Raw genomic sequence first — 21,789 nt, 5'->3', positions numbered from 1 at the left:
TAATATTAGAATTAAAAATGAGTAGTTTCACAGTATAGAATTTTAATTTTAAATTGAAGGAGTTTTTTGTGATGAAAAATATTTTATATTTACATGCAGGTGCGGAACTGTATGGAGCTGATATAGTGCTTTTACAACTTATGAAAAATTTAGATAAATCTAAATACAAACTTCATATAATTCTTCCTTGTGATGGACCTTTAGTAGATAAGATGAAAGAAATAGGAGCAAAGGTTAAGGTTCTTCCTTATCCTATATTAAGAAGAAAGTATTTTAATCCTAAAGGTATTTTTCAATATGCTAAAGAATATAGAGAAAAAAATAAAATACTATTGAAATACTGTAGGGATAATAATATAGAAATAATACATTCTAATACTATGGCGGTTTTAGAAGGTGGATATTTAAAAAAGAAATTAAATATATTTAACGTTTGGCATATACATGAAATAATTACAAAGCCTAAATTTGTAAATAAGGTTTTATGCAATATAATTTCTAAAAGAGCTGATAGAGTAGTTGCAGTTTCTAATGCTGTTAGAAATCACTTATTAAATACAGGCTATTTTAAAAAAACTCCAGTAGATGTTATATATAACGGAGTAGATAATACTGTTTTTAATGAGAATAATGAAACAGAGTATCTTAGAGAATATTATAATATAAAAGATGATGAAATAGTTGTTGGAATGATTGGAAGAGTTAATTCATGGAAAGGTCAAGGAAGTTTTTTAGAAGCTGTAAATAAGATTCTCCCTAAATATCCAAAGGTTAAAGCTATGATGGTAGGTGGAGTCTTTGAAGGTGAAGAGTGGAGAATGGAAAATCTTAAAAAAGCTGTTAATGAAAGTCCTTGTAAAGATAGAATTATAGTAGATGATTATAGAAAAGATAGTAAAAATCTTCATTGTTTATTTGATGTATTTGTATTACCATCTACATCACCAGATCCTCTTCCTACAGTTGTCTTAGAAGCTATGGCGTCAGGAAAACCAGTAGTTGGATACAAACATGGTGGAGTTACAGAAATGGTTAAAGAAAACTTTAATGGTTTTTTTGCAGATGTTAATAATCCAGAGGACTTAGCTTCTCAAATAGAAGTGTTACTTAAAGACTCTGATCTTAGAAAAAAGATGGGAAAAAATTCTGCTTCAAGACAAAGAAAAGATTTTTCTTTAGTAAGTTATGTTAAAAATTTTGAAAAATTATATGACAAAAAATAGGGAGAAGATTTTATGAAGAACGTTTTTATTATAGGATCAAAGGGGATACCTGCAAATTATGGTGGCTTTGAAACTTTTGTTCATAAGCTTACTGAATATAAAAAAAGTGATGATATAAAATACCATGTAGCTTGTATGAGCGACAATGATAATGAATTTGAATTTAATGGAGCTCGTTGTTTTAATGTTAAAACTCCCAATATAGGTCCTGCAAAAGCTGTTTATTATGATATAGCAGCTATGAAAAAAGTTATGAAATATGTTAAGAAAAATAATATACAAGATAGTATTTTGTATATTTTAGCTTGTAGAATAGGACCATTTTTAAATATATATAAAAACAAGTTAAAAAAGTTAGGAATTAAAGTTTTTATAAATCCAGATGGTCATGAATGGAAAAGAAGCAAATGGAATGATGCTATTAAAGCTTATTGGAAGTATTCAGAGAAATTAATGATAAAAAATGGTGATTACATAGTTTGTGATTCTATAGGTATAGAAAAATATATAAATGATGAGTATAAAATATACTCACCAAAAACTACTTTTATAGCTTATGGAGCAGATGTGAATGAAAATGCTATTTCAAATGAAGCTTATGAAAAGCTAGAAGCTTGGTATAAAAAGTTTAATATAAGTAAAAATGGTTACTATCTAATAGTGGGAAGATTTGTTCCAGAGAATAACTATGAACTTATGATTAAAGAATTTATGAAATCTGATTCTAAAGAAGACTTAGTTATTATAACTAATGTAGAGCAAAATAGCTTCTATGATAAGCTTAAAGAAAGTGGCTTTGAAAAGGATAGAAGAATAAAGTTTGTAGGAACAGTTTATGATCAAGAAATGTTAGTAGAAATCAGAAGAAATGCATTTGCTTATCTTCATGGTCATGAAGTTGGTGGTACTAATCCATCACTTTTAGAAGCTCTAGCAACTACAAGACTTAATATATTATTAAATGTAGTTTTTAATAAAGAAGTAGGAAAAGATGGTGCTGTTTACTTTGACAAAACAGAAAATAGCTTAAAAAACTTAATATTTGACGTTGAAGGTTATTCTCAAGCTCAGATAAAAGAGCTATCTGAAAAAGCAAAAGATAGAATAAATAAGGAATATTCTTGGGATTATATAGTTAAGAAATATGAAAAATTATTTCTAGATAACTAAGATAGTATTCATTTATATTTTTTATTTATAGATGAGGTGATAAGTTGTCGTTCCTAAAGAATATGTTTAAAAATAATATATTTAAAAATATTATTGTTATTTTGTCTGGAGATTCAGTATCCACTGTGTTAACTTTAGTATGTTTATCTATGCTTATTCGTACAGTAGGATTAGACCAAAATGGTGTACTTATTATGGTACAAACATATTGTTTATTATTTAATGATATATTTAATTTTCAATCCTTTAATGCGATTATTAAATATTTACCTTATGCAATAGATAATAATGATTTAAAAAAAATAAAAGAGTATATATATCAATCCTTCTCCTTAGATGTAGTAACGGCAATTATTGCTACTTTAATGGGATGGATTTGTTTGCCCTTTGTAGCTAAATTTATGCATTGGGATTCTTCTATTATTTTGTATATTAGAATTTATCTTATAACTGTCCTTATGAATTTACAAGGAACAGCCATAGGAATTTTAAGAATATATGGTAGGTTTAATTTAGTTTCATATATAAATGTTGCAATTGGATTTATTAAATTTATTTTCTATTGTATTTGTTTCTTTAAAAAAAGTCCTTTATTTGATTTTCTAATTATAGAAACTTTAGGGGAAGTGCTTAGAAATGTATTTAATCTTATAGCAGCATATAGAATATTAAAATCTTATAATGTGCATAAATTCTATAAAGAAAAATTCACTTTAGACAAAGAGTTTTTTGTATTTAATTTTTATAATAATATTATAGTAACATTAGATTTACCAGTAAATCATATTACTACATTCTTAATTAATAGATACTTAGGATTTGCAGATAACTCAATTTATAAGGTATTCCAAAAGATTGGTGGAATACTTCAAAAAATTTCTGCACCTATAACTCAAGTAGTTTATCCAGAGTTTTGTAAAATGACTTCAAAGAAAAACTATAAAGGTGCAATAAAATTATGCAAGAAGATGTTTATTTATATATTTAGTATAGGCATTGCAACAATAGTATTTGTACTATTTACAAATAAATTATGGTTATGGCTACTTATACCTGATCCTAAAGGATATGTAGGACTTCTTATATTTTATTTAGGAATTAATGTTATAATACATTCCTTTATGGGATTACATCCTCTTTTTATATCTTTAGGATTTATAAAGTACAATGTACCTATAATTGCTATTAGCAATATATTATACCTTTTATATTTCTTTGCTTTAGTTAAATATTTAGGCTTAACTGGTGTTATACTTGCAATAGCAATACAAGCTATTATGGTTATAAGTTTAAAAGTACTAGTTATAAGAAAGAAAAGAGGTATTTTAGTAGGAGGAACAGATGAACTATAAGATTTCAGTAATAGTTCCAGTTTATAATGTTGAGAATTATATAAAAGAATGTTTGGATAGTTTATTTTCTCAAACTTTAGAGGAACTAGAAATAATAATTGTAAATGATGGATCTAAAGATAATAGTTTAACCATTATAGAAGATTTAATAAAAAATAAAAGTAATGTTAAACTTATAAATAAAGAAAATGAAGGATTAGGTGCTGCAAGAAATACAGGATTAAATTATGCTACTGGAGAATATGTTGCTTTTATTGATAGTGATGATTTTGTAAATATTAATATGTTTAAAGATATGTATAATTTAGCCAAAAGGGAAAGTTCTGATATAGTTACTTGTGGAAATATAAGATTTTATGATGGAGATATAATAAAATCAAAAACTTCTAAGGAGTATAAGGTTTATAACAGTGAGGAAGCTTTAAAATTATTTCTTCAAAAGAAGATTATAGAAGGATTTGCAGTAGATAAAATATATAAAAAAAGTTTATTCATAGATAATAATATAAGATACCCTGAGGGAAAATATTATGAAGATATGGAAGCTACAGTAAGATTATTATTTTATGCAAATAAAATTACTACTTTAAATAGTGAGTTTTATTATTATAGACAAAGAGCAGGAGCTATTACAAAGGTTTATAATAAAAAAATGATAGATGACTTTAATGATACAGTGATTAAAGTTAATGAATTTATAGATGAAAAAGAAAAGGTACAAGCTTTTAAAGAAGAGATAGATTCTTATAATATCTTTGCTTGTAACTATAGTTATTTTTTATATACTAAATACTTAAAAAAGAGTTTTTATAATTTAAGGGATAATAATATCTTTACCTTATATAACAAATTAGGTCTTTTAGCAGCTTTATCTAATAAATGTAGTGGCAATGGAGAAAAGATTAAGTTTCTTTTATTAAAATTTAAAATTTTACCATTACTTATAAGAATAAAAGAGATTAAAAATAAATAAGATTGAGGAGATAATATGAAAATAGCTTTTTTCACAAATCATATTAACGAAATCGGTGGAGTTGAAAGAGTAATTTGCAATTTATCTAATTACTTTTGTGATGTTTATAATTATGATGTAGATGTTATTTCTTTTTTTCCTTGTGAGAGAGAAACTCCTGCCTTTAAGTTTAATGACAAAGTAAAATTAATATATTGTAATTATAAAGATGAAAATTGTAATAAGATAACTCTTCATACTAAAAGAATAAAAAAAGTTAGAGAGCTTTTTGAGAATAAAGATTATGATTATATAATAAGTACGAATCCTTTTTTCAATATATATATTTTAAAGAATGATAAATATATAAATTCAAAGGTTATTGCATGCGAACATGGAAAATATGATAGCATAAAAAACTTTTGGAGAAAGTTAACTAAGTATTTTTATAAAAGGGCTTATAAAACAGTTTTTTTATCCAATGAAGAGGTTAAACTTTTTAAGGAAAATAGTAATTTGAAAAATGTAATTTCAATTCCTAATGGAATTGAAATAGATAATGATTTTAAAGAGGATATTAAAAGAGAAAAAGAAATTATTTCTGTAGGTAGATATTGTGAAGAAAAAGCCTTTCATAAGCTTATAGATATATTTTATAAATTATCAAAAAGAAATTCACATTGGACTTTAAAAATTGTTGGAGATGGTGAATTAAAAGCAGATATATCTAAAATGGTGAAAGACTACGGATTAGAAGATAGAGTTAAATTAGTACCTTTTGATACTAATATTAAAAAGTATTATAAAAGAGCGTCTATATTTGCAATGTCATCAATTTCAGAAGGGTTTCCTATGGTATTATTAGAAGCTATGGCAGAGGGGCTACCTTGTATAGCTTTTAATATAAAGGATTGTTTTGAAGATATGATAAAAAACAATGAAAATGGATTTTTAATAGAGCCTTTTAATGAAGAAAAATATGTAGAATCATTAGAGAAAATTATTAATGATGAAAATAAACTAAAAGAATTCTCTTTAAATGCGAAGAAAAATGTTGAAAAATATTCCCTAGGAAATATAGCTGGAATATGGAAAAATTTATTTGAAGATAAGATTGGAGGAGTTTAAGTGAGAAAAGAAAAATTAAATTATTATTTAGTTATGTTTCTAATGTTTTTTACATATGGTCTTATATTTGCAAAGACTGTACATATTAAAGGAGCTATCTACCAAATAAATACTCCTATGCTTGCGACAGGTGTGTTTTTATTGGTTTTTATAATTTTTAATATAAGATATTTAAGAAATTATATTGAATTTTGGATGGATAGAAAGATAGGATTTTTAATAATCTTTATATATATTGTGTATTCTATGATATTACCGTTTGTTATTAATCCTGATTTTGCTTTTCAAACATTTATGAAAATATTACCTTTAATATTATTTATATTTTTATATCCATATCTTATGGAATGTGATTACTTAGATAAGGTTTTAAATTTTATAGCATATATTTTTGTAATAGCTGGTATATTAGCTTTTATAATGTATGCTTTAGGATATTGTGGAGCAGGTTTAAGTTTACATACTGTAGTTAGATTAGTTTCAAAACAAGAAACTTTAAACTCTTTTGGAGAAAAGAGATTATTTTGGATACTTACACATAAATCAAGATATGCAGCATTTTGTATTATAGGAATTATTATAATTTATAAAGATAAGTTAATGCCAAATATAATAAAGTATTTTGGAATTATTATAAATCTTATAGATCTATATTTAGCTAATTCAATGACATATTTAGCAGTGTTTGTAGTTATGACAGTATTATATTTAATATATAGTAAAAGGGAAAATATAAAAGAAAGATTTTCTTATATATTTAAGAACCCTATATCTAAGATAATTTTAGCTATAATTGTCTGTGGAATAATAGCTTTAGGATCCTTTGGATTTGTAAAATATCTAGGAGAAAAAAGAGATGTTTTAACAATAGGACATAGAACAGATATATGGAAGGCAACTTTAAGAGAAATTGGTAAACATCCAGAAGGAATAATAAAAATGCCAGATGATCCTTGGATTAGAACTGAAAAGTTTCAAGATTATGTTAAATTTACGAATGGACATAATATATTCTTTAATGAAGCTATTTTAAATGGAGTTGCAGGAGCTATACTATATGGAATAGTACTTATTTATTTCTTAATACTTTTAGGAAAGAAAAAGGATAAGATTTATTTATTTGGATTTATTGCAATAATATTAGGCGCTATGTTTGACAATGTGATGGATTGTGAATTCTTATATATATTCTATATTACATTAGCATTGGTTTTATCAGAGGGAAAGAGGAAAATTTATAGTTAGCAATTAATATTATTAATATAAAAATTTTTAAAAAGATATTTATTATTTTAAACTTTAAAATAAATTAAAATCAGTTTTAAATTTTTAAGAGTATATAAAAATAAAGAGAAAAAATATAAAAAGCTTAGTAAATCTGACATTAAGGTCGATTTACTAAGCTTTATTTTATATTATCCTAATTTAAACATAAATTTACAAGAATATAGATTAAACTTTTCTATAGTTAGTATAATAGGGACTATAAAATTATAAAAATTTAAGATAAAATATAAGTATAATTTAATAAATCTCCTTTAAGATAAATTTTCGAGTTAAAGTGATTAAATTGTCCTTTAATTTAATAGTAAAATAGTAATTTAGAAGGTTTTGGAATAAGTTGTCTAAATTTGAATATGTATGATATAATTTATTTGCTATGTATGGAATAATATCGTAGGGGGTAAGTTGGTAGAGTATGAATAATACTAATATAGTAAAAGGTCATGTAGAAGACCTTAAAAAGGAACGAGGAAAAGATACTAGGTTTTTTTATAATTTTACTAAGAGAATTATAGATATTATGGGATCCTTTGTGGGTTTATTACTATTAAGTCCTTTAATGATAATAATATCAATATTAATAAAAACAGAATCTAAAGGACCTATAATATTTAAACAAGTCAGAGTTGGGAAAAATGGCAAAACTTTTAAAATGTACAAGTTTAGATCAATGGTTAATAACGCTGAAGAACTAAAATCAAAACTTGAAGATAAAAATGAAATGTCAGGACCTATGTTTAAGATTAAAGATGATCCTAGAGTTACTAAGATAGGAAAGTTCATAAGAAAAACTAGCATAGATGAATTACCACAACTTGTAAATGTTTTGAAAGGTGAAATGAGTTTAGTAGGACCTAGACCAAGCTTAGAAAAAGAAGTGGCACAATTTGAAGATTGGATGAATAAACGATTAGAAGTGAAGCCAGGATTAACTTGTTATTGGCAAGTTGAAGGAAGAAATGATATAGATTTCGAGGAATGGATGAAGTTAGACGTTAAGTATGTAGAAGATAGAAGTACGTGGCTTGATATAAAACTTATCTTTAAAACCTTTTTTGTTTTATTTGGAGATGAGCATGCAAGCTAATTTTTTTATTTTAAAGGAGAATGGGCAATTATGAAAGGAATTATACTAGCAGGTGGATCAGGTACTAGACTATACCCAGTAACAAAGGCAATGTCAAAACAAATGGTTCCTATTTACGATAAACCAATGATATATTATCCAATGTCAGTTCTTATGTTAGCTGGTATTAAAGATATACTTATAATTTCAACACCTAGAGATATTGTGAATTTTAAAGAGTTATTTGGAAAAGGTACTGATTTAGGATTAAATATAGAATATGCAATACAAGAAAATCCTAATGGTCTTGCAGAAGCATTTATAATAGGAGAAGATTTTATAGGTGATGATAAAGTTGCCATGATATTAGGAGATAATATATTTTATGGTCAAAGCTTCTCAAATCACCTACAAAATGCAGCTAAATTGGATAAGGGAGCTTGTATATTTGGATATTATGTACAAAATCCTAAAGCTTTTGGAGTTGTAGAATTTGACGATGATGGAAAGGTATTATCATTAGAGGAAAAGCCAGAAGTACCAAAATCAAGATATGCAGTTCCAGGACTATATTTTTATGATAATACTGTTATAGAAAAAGCAAAAAGTTTAAAACCTTCAAAAAGAGGTGAGCTTGAAATAACTGACTTAAATAAACTTTATATGAAGGAAAAAACTTTAAGTGTTAATCTTTTAGGAAGAGGAATGGCTTGGCTTGATACAGGTACTCATGCTTCAATGTTACAGGCATCTAATTTTGTTGAAGCTGTTCAAAACACTCAAGGTACATATATAGCTTGTTTAGAAGAAATAGCCTTTAGAAAGGGATGGATATCTGCTGACAAGGTTAGAGAACTTGCAGCACCATTAATGAAAACAGGCTATGGAAAATATTTAGTAGATATAGTTAATGAATTTGAAGAAAAAGAAATGAAAAGATTAAATAAAGAAGTAGCTGTAACAAGATTATAGTTTACTTATTATTAATGGTTGTTTAAAGTTTTACATTAATAGACTTTAACTTAATATTAAACATTAATTAAAATCACATTAATCAATTATTTCATAAGAAAGGTGATTTGTAATGAGTAAATTTAAGTTTATAGAAACGAAAATAAAAGATTTATACATAATAGAGCCTACAGTTTTTGGAGATGAAAGAGGATATTTTATGGAAACTTACAGCAAAAAAGATTTTTTTGATGCAGGTTTAACTATGGAATTTGTACAAGATAATGAATCAAAATCAAGAAAGGGAGTTTTAAGAGGACTTCACTTTCAAAGTAAGCATACTCAAGGAAAACTAGTAAGGGTAGTAAAAGGGTCTGTTTATGATGTAGCTGTAGATTTAAGAAAAGGATCAGAAACTTTTGGAATGTGGGAAGGTGTTTTGCTTTCAGAGGAAAATAAAAGACAATTCTATGTACCAGAAGGATTTGCTCATGGATTTTTAGTATTATCTGAAGAGGCTATATTTAATTATAAATGTACTGATTTTTATGCACCAGAATATGATGGTGGTGTTTTATGGAATGATCCAGATATAGGTATTGAATGGCCAATAGATGGAATAGAAGAAATACTTTTATCTGAAAAGGATAAAAACCAAAAAACATTAAAAGAATTAAATATTCCTTTTGTGTATAAATAAAGAAAATATTTTATAATAAAGGAGATTTTATATGAAAACTTATTTAGTAACTGGTGGAGCAGGGTTTATAGGTTCAAATTTTGTTTTGTATATGCTTAATAAGTATGATGATATAAGAATAATTAATTTAGATAAATTAACATATGCAGGTAATTTAGAGAACTTAAAGAGTCTTGAGAATAATAAAAATCACGTATTTATTCAAGGGGACATATGTGACCAAGAATTAGTTGATGGATTATTTAAAAAATTTGATATAGATTATGTAGTTAACTTTGCAGCAGAGTCTCATGTAGATAGAAGTATAAAAGACCCAGAAATATTTGTTAAAACTAATATTTTAGGTACAGTTAATATGCTTAATTGTGCTAAAAATGCTTGGCAAAAAGAAGATGGATGGAAAGATGGAGTTAAATTTTTACAAGTATCTACAGATGAGGTTTATGGATCATTAGGTGATACAGGCTTCTTTATGGAAACAACTCCATTAGATCCTCATAGTCCATATTCAGCAAGTAAGGCTTCAGCAGATTTTTTAGTTAAATCTTATGGAGATACATATAAAATGCCAATAAATATAACTAGATGTTCAAATAATTATGGACCATATCAATTTCCAGAAAAACTTATACCACTTTTAATAAATAATTGTTTAAATCATAAAAACTTACCTATATATGGTGATGGATTAAATGTTAGGGATTGGCTTTTTGTAGAAGATCATTGTAAGGCAATAGATATGGTAATTACAAATGGTAGAGTTGGTGAAGTTTATAATATAGGTGGACATAATGAAAGAACTAATATTCAAATAGTTAAAACAGTTATAAGTTATATACAGGAAAATGTAGATAAAGAAGTAACTGAAAATCTAATTAAATTTGTTGAAGATAGAAAAGGTCATGATAGGAGATATGGAATAGATCCAAGTAAAATAAAAGATGAACTTGGATGGTATCCTGAAACTTCTTTTGAATTTGGAATAAAAAAGACTATAAAATGGTATTTAGATAATAAAAAGTGGATGGAAAATATAACTTCTGGTGAATATAAAAAATATTATGAAAAGATGTATGAAATTTAAGTTTATATTTTTCTAAGCTTTATCACAAGAATATATTTTAAATATCTTCTTGTGATAATTTTTTAAAATAAAGTAACACTTTAACTGATAAAAGTTATAAATTTATAAAAACTTGTTAAGTACGTTAATTTTCGGGGGGAATATATGAATTGTAGTAATGAGTTAGGACAAGTTCAAAAAGTACTAAAGAACATACTTTCTGAGTTTATAAAGGTATGTGAAAAGTATAATTTAAATTATTGGGTAGAAGGTGGTACTTTACTTGGAACAATAAGGCATAAGGGTTTTATTCCTTGGGATGATGATATTGATGTTTGTATGGTAAGAGAAGATTACAATAAATTCTTAGAAATTGCAAACAAGGAATTTAATGGAAATATATTTGTTCAGTCCTATAAAACAGAAGAAGAAGTAAAATATAATTGGGTAAAACTTAGAAGTAAGAAATTTATTTTAGTTGAGAATGAAGATGCTGAATATCATCAGGGCGCTTTTATCGATATATTTCCTATAGATTATTATAGTGAAAATTATTTTAAAAGAGAATTCATTCAGATGAAAAATCAAAAACTTTTTAAGCTTTCTTGTTTTAAAGAAGAGTGTAAAAAAAAAGGATTTAAAAAAGATATTATAAGAAAAATATTAAAGGGGTTAGACAGAGGCAACATATTATCTACAGATAAAAGAATTGTAAAAGGAAGAAAAATCAAAAAGTTGAAAAATACTAGTAACATATTAGGGTATGGACAAGAAGTTTTATTTTGGGATAATAAATTTAAATATGATGAAGTCTTTCCTTTAAAGAAAAGAGTTTTTGAAGATATAGTAGTTAATGTTCCTAATCTTTATAGGGATTATCTTATTAATCTTTATGGAGAAAACTATATGGAGTTACCGCCAGAAGAAGAAAGAGTAGTTCATAATATAAAAATAATATCTATTGATTTATACCAAGATGATATTATTTAAATAATATGTTATTAAATTTATTTATCAAAATAATAATCTAATTTTTATAATAACTATATTATTTATAATGTTAAGTAATAAAAGTATAAAATATTTTATATTTTTATTATAAATAATATAGTTATTAGACTGTAAATTTTTTGTTTTATAATAAATAAAAAATAGTACATAACGATAATTTAATAATATAATAGATTGCTTGTTTTTAGTTTACAAATTAGTTAAAAATATAGTAAAATTATACATAGAATTAGTTTATAAAACGGAGAGGAGATACAATGTTGGGAAATAAAAGAAAGGCACTGTCAATGAGCATAGCCTTTGTGCTTTCTGCAAATTGTACTTTTTATTTTGGTACAACAGCTAATGCAGTAACTGTAAATGGTCAAAATAATGGTAAATATCAAGATAATATAAAAGCAGCTAATGGAATTACGGAAATGATTGATACTAGTGTAGGACTAGATACATTAAAGGTACAGAATGCTAATTATGTAGATGGAGATATAAATATAATTTCCTCTACATCAATAACAAAGGAAAAAATTAAACAATGGGCAAAAAAGTATGGAGCTACTGATACTTTTATATCTTTAGCGGATTTATACTGGAAATATTCTAAAGATCATGGAAATGTTAACCCAGCAATTGCATATGTACAAGCAGCAAAAGAAACTGGTTATGGAAGATTTGGAGGAGTATTAGATGAATCTTATCATAATCCTTGTGGGTTAAAAAATACATCAGGTGGAGATGATACCGACCCTAATGCTCACCACAGATTTAAAACTTGGGATGAGGGTGTACAAGCTCACTTAGATCATTTAGCTTTATATGCTGGAGCTAAAGGATATCCAAGACAAAATACACTAGATCCAAGACATTTTTCTACTATAGCTGGAGTGGCAAAAACAGTTAGTGCTTTAGGTGGAAAATGGGCACCGAATCCTAAGTATGGAATTGAAGTTTTAGAAATGTATGATAGAATCAATGGTACATCTATAACAAATACTAATTCATCTTCTAATAATACTATTAATACTGTTAAAGAAGGATGGTTATCAAAAGATGGACATTGGTATTATATAAATAATGATGGATCAAAAGCTACAGGATGGTTATCAAATGGTGGACATTGGTATTACTTAGATTCTAATGGAATCATGCAAACAGGATGGCTTTTAGATCAAGGAAATAAATATTATTTAGAGCAAAATGGTGCTATGAAAATAGGTTGGCTTTCTTATAATAACCAATGGTACTACCTAAATAGTAATGGCTCTATGGCAACTAATACTGTAGTAGATGGATGGAAAATAGATAGCAATGGAATTGCTACTCCTGAAATAATAGATCCATCAAAGAATGGTTGGATAAGAGAAAATAACAATTGGTATTATTTCAATAATGGAAACAAAACTACAGGATGGCAATCTATAGGAAGATACTGGTATTACATGAACTCAAATGGAGTTATGGAAACAGGATGGCTTTTAGATCAAGGAAACAAATATTACTTAAATTATAATGGCCAAATGACTATAGGATGGTTATTTATCGATAATAATTGGTATTACTTCCAAAGTAATGGTGCTATGGCTACAAATACTGTAGTAGATGGCTGGAGTATAGATAACAATGGAATAGCAACACCTAAAAAAGTAGAACAACCTAAAAGCGGTTGGATAAAAGATAATGATAAATGGTATTACTATAATGAAAATGGTTCTAAGACTACTGGATGGCAATTTGTAGGTGGTGCTTGGTACTATATGAATTCTGATGGAATTATGCAAACTGGTTGGCAGTCAATAGACGGATATTGGTATTATATGAACTCTAATGGTGCAATGCAAACTGGTTGGATAACAGATAATAATCAGAGATACTATTTATATAGCAATGGATCTATGGCTAGAGATACTGTAATAGATGGTTGGACAATAGCAACTAATGGTGTGGCAACGTTAGAAAAACCATCTGTTAAAAATGGATGGGTAAAAGAAAATAATAATTTATATTATTATAATGAACAAGGAGTTAAGACTACAGGATGGCAATCAATTGATGGATATTGGTACTATATGAATTCTGATGGAATTATGCAAACAGGATGGCTTGTAGATGGTGGAATTAAATATTATTTAAATTCTAATGGACAAATGACTAGAGGATGGCTATTTATAGGTTCTAATTGGTACTATTTTAGAAGTAATGGATCAATGGTAACTAATGATACTGTTGATGGATGGAATATAGATGAAAATGGAGTAGCTACAAAGAATCAAAAACTTATAGTAGTTGATGCAGGCCATAATCATGGTGGAGATGATGGTGCGTATTCAAATATTAATGGAGTAAGATATTCTGAAAGAGATTTAAATATGCAAGTTGCTGTAAAGCTTCAAACAGAACTTTTAAACAAAGGTTATAAAGTTGCTATGACAAGACAACCTTGGGATATGTTATATGAAGATTCAAAAACTTCTCTTCAAAGAAGAGCAGACTTAGCAAATAATTTAAATGCAGATTTATTTATAAGTTTACACCATGATAGTGGAACGCCTAGTGCTCATGGAACTACATCATATTATAGTTCATATAAAATTCCATTAGATCCAACAGGAAATGGCTATCATTGGGGAAAAGACCCTCATGGATATGAATGGTATGATGTTATGTTACCAGATGTTAAAACAGAGGCAGGAACAAAGAGTGAAAGATTTGCACAAAATGTTATAAATTCATTATCAAGAGGAACAGGTCTTTTTAATAGAGGTTTCCATGATAGAAGTTTATCAGTTACAGCAAAAACAAAGATGCCTTCAGTTTTAATAGAGTTAGGATTTATCACAAACTCAGAAGAAGCTATAGAATGTTCAGATAGTGGAGATCAAAGTAAAAAAGCTAAAATAATTGCAAATGAAGTGCAAAATATGTTTTAGTTTTAAAACTTAGTATCTATATTTAGATTAATGAGTATTTTATAATTTAAGAATTAAATTTAATAAGATAGTTAATAACACTCCTTTTAAATTTTTACGAAGATATTAAATTCGTTAATTTAAAGGGAGTGTTTTTGCAATAAATGTATTTAATATAAAATTAAGTAAACATTTTTGCCTAATCCTTAAATTCACTCTTAATAAGTTGATTAAAACTTGTATGAAAGTATACAATTAGTATAACTAAGTAATTTATAGAATATAGGTAAAAGTTAAAATTTAAGAAAGGTGGATGTGTTATGAAAATATTAATTACAGGAGCTAATGGACAGCTTGGTACTGCTATAATGAAAATAATTGAAAATAGAAAATGTGATCTTGGTAATATACCTAGTGAAATTAAAATTGAAGATACTGTAGGACTTTCATCTAAGGAACTTGATATTTCTATAATGGATAATGTTATAAAGACTTTTAATGAAATAAAACCGGATGTAGTTATAAATTGTGCTGCATATACTAATGTAGATAAATGTGAATCAAATGAAGATATAGCTTTTAAAGTTAATGCCTTAGGAGCTAGAAACTTAGCTAAGGCAGCAGAAAAAATAGGGGCTAAGATAATACATATTTCAACAGACTATGTTTTTAATGGAGAAGGAGAAATTTTTAAAGGTATGGGAGACAAGCCTTTAAAAGAATATGATTTAACTGGTCCTGTAAGTGTATATGGAAAAACTAAACTTATGGGAGAAGATTTTATTAGAGATTTTAGTACAAAATATTTTATAGTTAGAACAGCTTGGCTTTATGGATATTATGGAAATAATTTTGTATATACTATAATGAAAGCAGGAGAAGAAAAGGGAAAACTTAAAGTTGTAGATGATCAAAAAGGAAATCCTACTAATGCAGAAGATTTAGCTTATCATATCTTAAAACTTGCTAATACTGAAGAATATGGTATATATCATTGTACAGGAAATGGAGAGTGTACTTGGTATGATTTTGCTTGTAAGATAATAGAATATGCAAAAATAGATTGTAAGGTTTCACCATGTAGTTCTGATGAATTTAAAAGACCAGCAAAAAGACCTGAGTTTTCATCTTTAGATAATATGATGTTAAGATGTACAATTGGAGATAATATGAGAGAATGGCAAGAAGCGTTAAAGGTATTTATAGAAAACTATAAAAGATTTAAAAATAATTAAAAAAACCTAAAAATAACAAAGATGATTCTAATAAAAATACCTATTTTTATAAATTATTATTTAAAATATCAATTACATCAAGAAATTTAAAGGTTTAATATAATATATTGACTTAATTACATTATTAAGAGAAAATAAAAAGCGTATATTATAACTTGTATATAATCTTCCGAGTAAAAGTTTAAAATTTAATTAATTTAAATTTATAGAAAATGAAAAAATATTAATCTTATAAATAGAAAAATTGAAGGATTTCAATAAATATGGTATGTTTATGAGAGAAAATAATTGACTTTCTATGATTTAGTATAAATAAAGTGAAAAGAAGTTATTAATTATTTAATATTTTTAGAAAATATTTTATTCATATATAGCGGAATTTTTATAGAGTATACTATTTTGCTTTAAGTAATTATAGTTTAAATTAAGTAAAAAAACAGTATTAGGTGCAAAATTTTTGATTTTATTATAATATATTATAGTGGATTAGTGATTTCTAGCTTTTAAAGATTACAATAGGAAGTCTTAAGAAACTTAACTAAAAAGTTGAGTTTCTTTTTGCGTGAAATAGTTTATGGGTAAATTTGTAATTGAGGATTTTAAGTGTAGAGATGGTCGGAGAAATTATTGTATTATTTAGGGAGTAAGAAAGGAGAAAAATGAATGGCTAATGAAATAAAGGGACAAACAGTAAAGATGTGGAAGGATATGGATAAGGATTTTTCTTTAAGATATCAATTAGGAAGATTAACTAAAGATGATTTAAAAGAAATAGTAAAATCTTATGAAATAAAGGGAGTTAGTAAGTTAAAAAAGGATGAACTAATAGAAACTATAATAGTAAATATACTTAATAAAATATCTACTACTTTAGAAACTATAAGTGATGACAATAAAAACTTAATTAAAAACATCATAAATGCATCAGGAATTTTAGATTTTAATGAAAATATAAATATAGATGATGTTATAGAGTTAAGAAATAAGGCAATTTTATTTACAGGAAAAATAGAAAATAAAGAGACTTTAATCATTACAGAAGAGGTAAAAAATATTTTAGTAGGTTTATTAGTAGAATGTAATGAAGAGTGTAAAAAAGATTCAAGTATAGTAACTAATGAAGAAGTAAAAGCTGATGAACAATTAGAGATTGATAAAGAATTAATAAATATTACAAATCAAATAAATGAAATGCAAAAAGTAGAAAATATGAGAATGATTATGAATGCTTTATCAAGAAAAAATAAAGATAAAGAAAATAACAAAAAGGTTGGAAGAAATGATCTTTGTCCATGTGGAAGTGGTAAAAAGTATAAGAAATGTTGTTTAGGTAAATAAATTACATGAATTATGGATATGAGAATTTATCCAAATAAAATTGTATGTTATGGATTTATATATAGGCTATCCTAAAGTATTAAAATTAAACTTTAGGATAGTTTTTTACTTCTTTAGATTAAAATATAAGTGTATTATAAATAAAAATTATTTTACCATATTTATATATAAATACGTAAAAATTTTTTAAATTTTTATATAAAAATAAAAATATTATCTGTTAAAAAATGTTAAATAATGGTAATATATAATTAATTAAAGGTTGAAGGAGCAGTGTTAAAATGTTTACATTTGAAGCTTGTGTTAAAAATTTAAAGGAAGCATTAAAGGCTGAGAAGCTTGGAGCCAATAGAATTGAACTTTGCGATAACTTATCAGAAGGTGGGACAACCCCTAGCTATGGAACTATTATAATGGCAAAGCAAAAATTAAATATTCCTATTATGGTTATAGTAAGACCTAGGGGAGGAGATTTCCTTTATTCAGATGTAGAATTTGAAATAATGAAAAAGGAAATTGAGTTATGTAAAAGTCTAGGTATATATGGAGTTGTTTTTGGAATATTAAATGAGGATAAAAACATAGATGTTAAAAGGACAAAAGATCTTGTAGATCTAGCCAAGCCAATGCAGGTTACATTTAATATGGCATTTGATGAAGTTTATGATAAAGAAAAAGCTTTAGAACAACTTATAAAAATTGGTGTAGATAGAGTTCTTACTAAAGGGGGAGCTGCTAGCGCTACAGATGGAAAAGAGATAATAAAGAATTTAATAAAAAAATCTAATGGGAAAATAATAATATTACCTGGAGGAGATATAACTAAAAATAATTATGAGGCTTTTGGTAAATATGTTGGAGCTGAGGAGTTTCATGGAACTAAAATAGTTGGTAAGCTAGATTAATTTATTATAGAGAGGTGATTCTCTAAATTGAATAAAGAAGATAAAAAGAGAGTTACTATAAGAAAAATATTAATTATATATAGAAAATTTTATTTAAGATATTGCCTTGTTTTAATATTAATAAGTTTTTTTATATATATTTCTAATATAAGTAGAGAAATACATATAAAAAATAACACATTAGGTAATGAATCAAATATTTTTTATAAATTATTAGGTAAAAATAAAAAATTAGAAATTTTAAAGGAAGATTTAAATATAGTAGATGAACAATATGAATGGAAAGAAGAATTAAATTATAATTTAAATGTTAAAAGTATAATAATACATCATTCATCTACTACAGAAGCTGATTGCGAGGCTATACATGAAGGACATATAAGAAAAGGGTGGAGTGGAATCGGATATCACTTCTTTATAAATAAAGATGGAACAATTCATAGGGGAAGGCCTGAAAAAGCTATAGGAGCTCACACAATAGGATATAATGCTATTTCTTTAGGAATATGTTTAGAAGGAAATTTTCAAAATGAAACAATAAGTAATGATCAACAGAACTCATTAATAAATTTATTAAAATATCTTACTAAAAAATATAATATAAACGATATTATAGGACATAATGATGTTTATCAAACATCATGCCCAGGAAAAAATATAGATTTAGAATATATAAAAAGTGTAACTGAAAAATCATAAATGGTTTATTAAAATATCTTATTAAAAACATAGTGATTAATTAAATTAATATAACAATTTTTATCTTAAAATAACATACTCCATTTATAGTATAAGGTTAATATAATAAAACCTGATACTATAGAGGGAGTTTTTATTATATTAAGAGATAAAAAGTATTAAATAAACTTAAAATATAAGTCATTGAGTAATATTTAGATTTTTATAAAATAAAAAGTTATGCTTAGATAATGAAAAAAGTAATAATTTGCTATATAATAGGTAATGGAAAATAATTATCAATTATATATTAAAATTAAGGAGTGATTATGTGGGTAAAAAGTTTAATGCTTTATTAATAACATTTATTGTTTTAACTATGTCGATTTTTACAATAGGATGTGGTGGAAGTTCTAAGAATGAATCACCTAAAGAAACTAAAAATAGTGAGCCAATAAAAATAGCTGCTTTAAAGGGACCTACAGCTTTAGGTGCCTTAAAATTATTAAAGGATGATAAAAAAGAATATGATATATCTATATATGATTCACCAGATCAATTGATTGGTAAAATTGTTAATGGAGAAGTAGATGGAGCTATGGTTCCATCAAATATGGCATCAATTTTATATAACAAAACAAAAGGAAAAGTAGAGTTTGTAGCTATTAATACATTAGGTGTTTTGTATATAGTAGAAAATGGAGATACAATTAAGTCTATAAAAGACTTAAAAGGAAAAACTTTATATGCTACAGGAAAGGGTGCTGTGCCAGAATATGCTTTAAATTATATATTAAACAAAAATGGACTAAATCCTGAAAAAGATTTAACTATTGATTATAAAATGTCACATCAAGATCTTGCTACAGCAATAGCTTCAAAAGAAGTTAATCTTGCAATGCTTCCACAACCTTTTGTTACAATAGTTCAGTCAAAGGATAAGGATTTAAATATACCTATAAATTTAACTGAAGAGTGGGATAAGGTTTCAAATGGTGAAAGTAAACTAGTTATGGGTACTTTGATATTTAGAAAAGACTTTATAGAAAATAGAAAGAATGATTTACATACTTTCCTAAAAAAATATGAGGAATCAATAAATTTTGTTAATAATAATTTAGAAGAGACAGGTCAAATTGCAGAAGAAAATGGAATAATACCTAATGCTAAAATTGCAGAGAAAGCCATTCCAAAATGTAATATAGTATTTATTGATGGAAAAGAAGGAAAGGAAGCAATGGAAGGATTCTTAAAGGTATTAGAAGAAAGTAATCCTAAATCTATTGGAGGAGCTTTACCAAATGAAGACTTCTATTATGAAGGCAAGTAAAAAAATTTTTATTTTAATATTTTGGATTTTTATGTGGGAGCTAAGCTCCCTTTTTATTAATAATAATTTATTGTTTCCAACACCTTTTGGAGTATTTAAGTCACTAATTAATTTATCTTTTAGTATGTACTTTTGGCAAAGTGTAATGGCAAGTATAATGAGAGTTATAATAGCTATTCTTTTCTCTATTATTTTAGGAGTTAGTATAGGTGTATTAAGTGGATTAAATAAAATTATAGAAGAGATTTTATCTCCCTTTATAGTGATAGTAAAAGCTACACCTGTTATGTCTATAATAATAATAGCCCTTCTTTGGTTTAAGTCGGGAAATGTATCAATTTTTACAACTATATTAGTTTGTTTTCCTATAATATATACTAATGTTTTAGAGGGAATTAAAACTGTAGATAAAGATTTATTAGATATGGCTAGGGTGTTTAAGGTAAAAAAGATATATGTTTTAAAAGATATATATATTCCATGGATAAAATCTTATATAGTATCTGGAATATTAATGTGTTTAGGATTAGGATGGAAAGTTGCTGTAGCATCTGAGGTCTTAAGTACTCCAAAGTACTCTATAGGAATAAATCTTTTAAATGCTAAATCTTTAATAGAAACTAATGATTTATTTGCTTGGACTATTGTAGTAATAATATTAAGTTATATATTTGAAATATTATTTAAAACTTATCTTTTTAAATGGAAAAAGTTAAAGTAAAATAACTATAAAATTAATAATGATTTTATAGTTATTTTATTTATATATTTAATTAGTTGATTAATATAATTTTTCATTTCAAATATAATATCAAAAATTATAAAGGTATTTTGAGGTGCTTTATGAATGGTGAAGTAAGCTATGGAGTAAAAATTAGAAATTTACAAAAAAGATTTAAGGACAAAATAGTTTTTAAGGATTTAACTTTAAACTTTGAAAAAAATAAAATTACTTGTATTTTAGGACCATCAGGTATAGGGAAAACTACTTTGCTTAACTTAATAAGTGGAGATATGAATCCAGATAGGGGATTTATTACTGTGGAGGAAAATCTTATATCTTATGTTTTTCAAGAGGATAGATTAATTCCTTGGTTTAATATATATGATAATATATCTTTTGTTTTAAAATCATACTTAGACAAAAAGAGTATTGAAGATAAAATAAACAAATATTTAGGTTTAGTTAAACTTCAAGATGTAAAGTATAAATTTCCAAAGGAATTAAGTGGGGGAATGAGAAGGAGGGTGGCACTGGCTAGAGCTTTTTCTTATGATTCTAATTTACTTCTTATGGATGAGCCTTTTAAGGGATTAGATAAGGAATTAAAATATGATATTATGAGGGATTTTTTAACCCTTTGGAAAGAAGAGAAAAAAACAGTAATCATGGTAACTCATGATGAAGAAGAAGCTAAATTTTTAAATGGAAATACAATTAGATTAAGAGGAGAGTTATAATTCCATGGGTAAAAAAATATTACTGGAATTTTTATTTCC

Annotated in this window: 19 protein-coding genes; all 19 read left to right on the top strand. The window is 25.8% G+C overall.

Translation table 11 applies throughout. The annotated features are described in order from the left end of the window. Positions 1-71: 71 nt before the first annotated feature. The 19 genes from BUA70_RS01165 to BUA70_RS01075 all read left to right on the top strand — a co-directional run bounded on the left by BUA70_RS01165 (position 72) and on the right by BUA70_RS01075 (position 21,750). Positions 72-1,223 (top strand): glycosyltransferase family 4 protein, encoded by a 1,152-nt coding sequence (locus tag BUA70_RS01165; protein ID WP_072892394.1) that lies wholly within the window; start codon positions 72-74, stop codon positions 1,221-1,223. 12 nt (positions 1,224-1,235) lie between these two features. Continuing rightward, positions 1,236-2,393, top strand: coding sequence for a beta 1-4 rhamnosyltransferase Cps2T (gene cps2T, locus BUA70_RS01160; protein WP_072892393.1), 1,158 nt, complete (start codon positions 1,236-1,238; stop codon positions 2,391-2,393). A gap of 62 nt (positions 2,394-2,455) precedes the next feature. Next, positions 2,456-3,745, top strand: coding sequence for a lipopolysaccharide biosynthesis protein (locus BUA70_RS01155; RefSeq protein WP_072892392.1), 1,290 nt, complete (start codon positions 2,456-2,458; stop codon positions 3,743-3,745). Further along, positions 3,735-4,718, top strand: coding sequence for a glycosyltransferase family 2 protein (locus BUA70_RS01150; RefSeq protein ID WP_072892391.1), 984 nt, complete (start codon positions 3,735-3,737; stop codon positions 4,716-4,718). Before BUA70_RS01155 ends, BUA70_RS01150 begins: the two co-directional genes overlap by 11 nt. Positions 4,719-4,733: 15 nt before the next feature. After that, positions 4,734-5,825, top strand: coding sequence for a glycosyltransferase family 4 protein (locus tag BUA70_RS01145; RefSeq protein ID WP_072892390.1), 1,092 nt, complete (start codon positions 4,734-4,736; stop codon positions 5,823-5,825). After that, entirely contained in the window at positions 5,826-7,070 is a 1,245-nt protein-coding gene (locus BUA70_RS01140) for an O-antigen ligase family protein (RefSeq protein ID WP_072892389.1), read from the top strand. 454 nt (positions 7,071-7,524) lie between these two features. Continuing rightward, positions 7,525-8,196, top strand: coding sequence for a sugar transferase (locus BUA70_RS01135; RefSeq protein WP_072892388.1), 672 nt, complete (start codon positions 7,525-7,527; stop codon positions 8,194-8,196). A 30-nt stretch (positions 8,197-8,226) separates the two neighbouring features. After that, entirely contained in the window at positions 8,227-9,147 is a 921-nt protein-coding gene (rfbA, locus tag BUA70_RS01130) for a glucose-1-phosphate thymidylyltransferase RfbA (protein ID WP_072892387.1), read from the top strand. Between the two features lie 112 nt (positions 9,148-9,259). Continuing rightward, positions 9,260-9,826 carry a dTDP-4-dehydrorhamnose 3,5-epimerase gene (gene rfbC, locus BUA70_RS01125; RefSeq protein ID WP_072892386.1) on the top strand — a complete coding sequence of 189 codons (567 nt, stop codon included), beginning with the start codon at positions 9,260-9,262 and terminating at the stop codon, positions 9,824-9,826. Between the two features lie 31 nt (positions 9,827-9,857). Beyond that, the gene (gene rfbB / locus BUA70_RS01120; protein ID WP_072892385.1) at positions 9,858-10,910 is read left to right on the top strand and encodes a dTDP-glucose 4,6-dehydratase; all 1,053 of its coding nucleotides are present in this window, start codon (positions 9,858-9,860) and stop codon (positions 10,908-10,910) included. Positions 10,911-11,054: 144 nt separating this feature from the next. Further along, complete coding sequence (locus BUA70_RS01115; protein ID WP_072892384.1) at positions 11,055-11,879, top strand: LicD family protein; 825 nt, start codon at positions 11,055-11,057, stop codon at positions 11,877-11,879. A gap of 281 nt (positions 11,880-12,160) precedes the next feature. Continuing rightward, positions 12,161-14,824 (top strand): N-acetylmuramoyl-L-alanine amidase, encoded by a 2,664-nt coding sequence (locus BUA70_RS01110; RefSeq protein WP_072892383.1) that lies wholly within the window; start codon positions 12,161-12,163, stop codon positions 14,822-14,824. 299 nt (positions 14,825-15,123) lie between these two features. Continuing rightward, positions 15,124-16,038: a dTDP-4-dehydrorhamnose reductase gene (rfbD, locus tag BUA70_RS01105; RefSeq protein WP_072892382.1), complete on the top strand. Its 915-nt coding sequence runs from the start codon at positions 15,124-15,126 to the stop codon at positions 16,036-16,038. A 663-nt stretch (positions 16,039-16,701) separates the two neighbouring features. Next, a complete protein-coding gene (locus BUA70_RS13195) occupies positions 16,702-17,376 on the top strand; it encodes an SEC-C metal-binding domain-containing protein (RefSeq protein WP_072892381.1) in 675 nt (224 codons plus the stop codon). 281 nt (positions 17,377-17,657) lie between these two features. Beyond that, positions 17,658-18,281 (top strand): copper homeostasis protein CutC, encoded by a 624-nt coding sequence (locus tag BUA70_RS01095; protein WP_072892380.1) that lies wholly within the window; start codon positions 17,658-17,660, stop codon positions 18,279-18,281. Between the two features lie 27 nt (positions 18,282-18,308). Continuing rightward, entirely contained in the window at positions 18,309-18,980 is a 672-nt protein-coding gene (locus BUA70_RS01090; protein WP_083573418.1) for a peptidoglycan recognition protein family protein, read from the top strand. Between the two features lie 310 nt (positions 18,981-19,290). Continuing rightward, positions 19,291-20,289, top strand: coding sequence for an ABC transporter substrate-binding protein (locus BUA70_RS01085; RefSeq protein WP_072892379.1), 999 nt, complete (start codon positions 19,291-19,293; stop codon positions 20,287-20,289). Further along, positions 20,261-21,010 (top strand): ABC transporter permease, encoded by a 750-nt coding sequence (locus BUA70_RS01080; protein WP_072892378.1) that lies wholly within the window; start codon positions 20,261-20,263, stop codon positions 21,008-21,010. Before BUA70_RS01085 ends, BUA70_RS01080 begins: the two co-directional genes overlap by 29 nt. A 122-nt stretch (positions 21,011-21,132) precedes the next feature. Beyond that, positions 21,133-21,750, top strand: a complete 618-nt coding sequence (locus BUA70_RS01075; protein WP_072892377.1) for an ABC transporter ATP-binding protein — start codon at positions 21,133-21,135, stop codon at positions 21,748-21,750. Positions 21,751-21,789 lie beyond the last annotated feature (39 nt).

This window comes from Clostridium fallax (assembly GCF_900129365.1).
GTDB lineage: Bacteria > Bacillota > Clostridia > Clostridiales > Clostridiaceae > Clostridium_AH > Clostridium_AH fallax.
Note: the sequence above shows the minus strand (reverse complement) of the source record. Positions and strands in the feature narration are given on the sequence as shown.

Bases quoted from the DNA above. Each gene is read 5' to 3' on its own strand.
- BUA70_RS01095 (WP_072892380.1), top strand. From the start codon at position 17,658: ATGTTTACATTTGAAGCTTGTGTTAAAAATTTAAAGGAAGCATTAAAG.
- cps2T (WP_072892393.1), top strand. From the start codon at position 1,236: ATGAAGAACGTTTTTATTATAGGATCAAAGGGGATACCTGCAAATTAT.
- BUA70_RS01115 (WP_072892384.1), top strand. From the start codon at position 11,055: ATGAATTGTAGTAATGAGTTAGGACAAGTTCAAAAAGTACTAAAGAAC.
- BUA70_RS01150 (WP_072892391.1), top strand. From the start codon at position 3,735: ATGAACTATAAGATTTCAGTAATAGTTCCAGTTTATAATGTTGAGAAT.
- BUA70_RS01080 (WP_072892378.1), top strand. From the start codon at position 20,261: ATGAAGACTTCTATTATGAAGGCAAGTAAAAAAATTTTTATTTTAATA.
- rfbB (WP_072892385.1), top strand. From the start codon at position 9,858: ATGAAAACTTATTTAGTAACTGGTGGAGCAGGGTTTATAGGTTCAAAT.
- BUA70_RS13195 (WP_072892381.1), top strand. From the start codon at position 16,702: ATGGCTAATGAAATAAAGGGACAAACAGTAAAGATGTGGAAGGATATG.
- rfbD (WP_072892382.1), top strand. From the start codon at position 15,124: ATGAAAATATTAATTACAGGAGCTAATGGACAGCTTGGTACTGCTATA.
- BUA70_RS01135 (WP_072892388.1), top strand. From the start codon at position 7,525: ATGAATAATACTAATATAGTAAAAGGTCATGTAGAAGACCTTAAAAAG.
- BUA70_RS01075 (WP_072892377.1), top strand. From the start codon at position 21,133: ATGAATGGTGAAGTAAGCTATGGAGTAAAAATTAGAAATTTACAAAAA.
- BUA70_RS01145 (WP_072892390.1), top strand. From the start codon at position 4,734: ATGAAAATAGCTTTTTTCACAAATCATATTAACGAAATCGGTGGAGTT.
- rfbC (WP_072892386.1), top strand. From the start codon at position 9,260: ATGAGTAAATTTAAGTTTATAGAAACGAAAATAAAAGATTTATACATA.
- BUA70_RS01165 (WP_072892394.1), top strand. From the start codon at position 72: ATGAAAAATATTTTATATTTACATGCAGGTGCGGAACTGTATGGAGCT.
- rfbA (WP_072892387.1), top strand. From the start codon at position 8,227: ATGAAAGGAATTATACTAGCAGGTGGATCAGGTACTAGACTATACCCA.
- BUA70_RS01155 (WP_072892392.1), top strand. From the start codon at position 2,456: ATGTTTAAAAATAATATATTTAAAAATATTATTGTTATTTTGTCTGGA.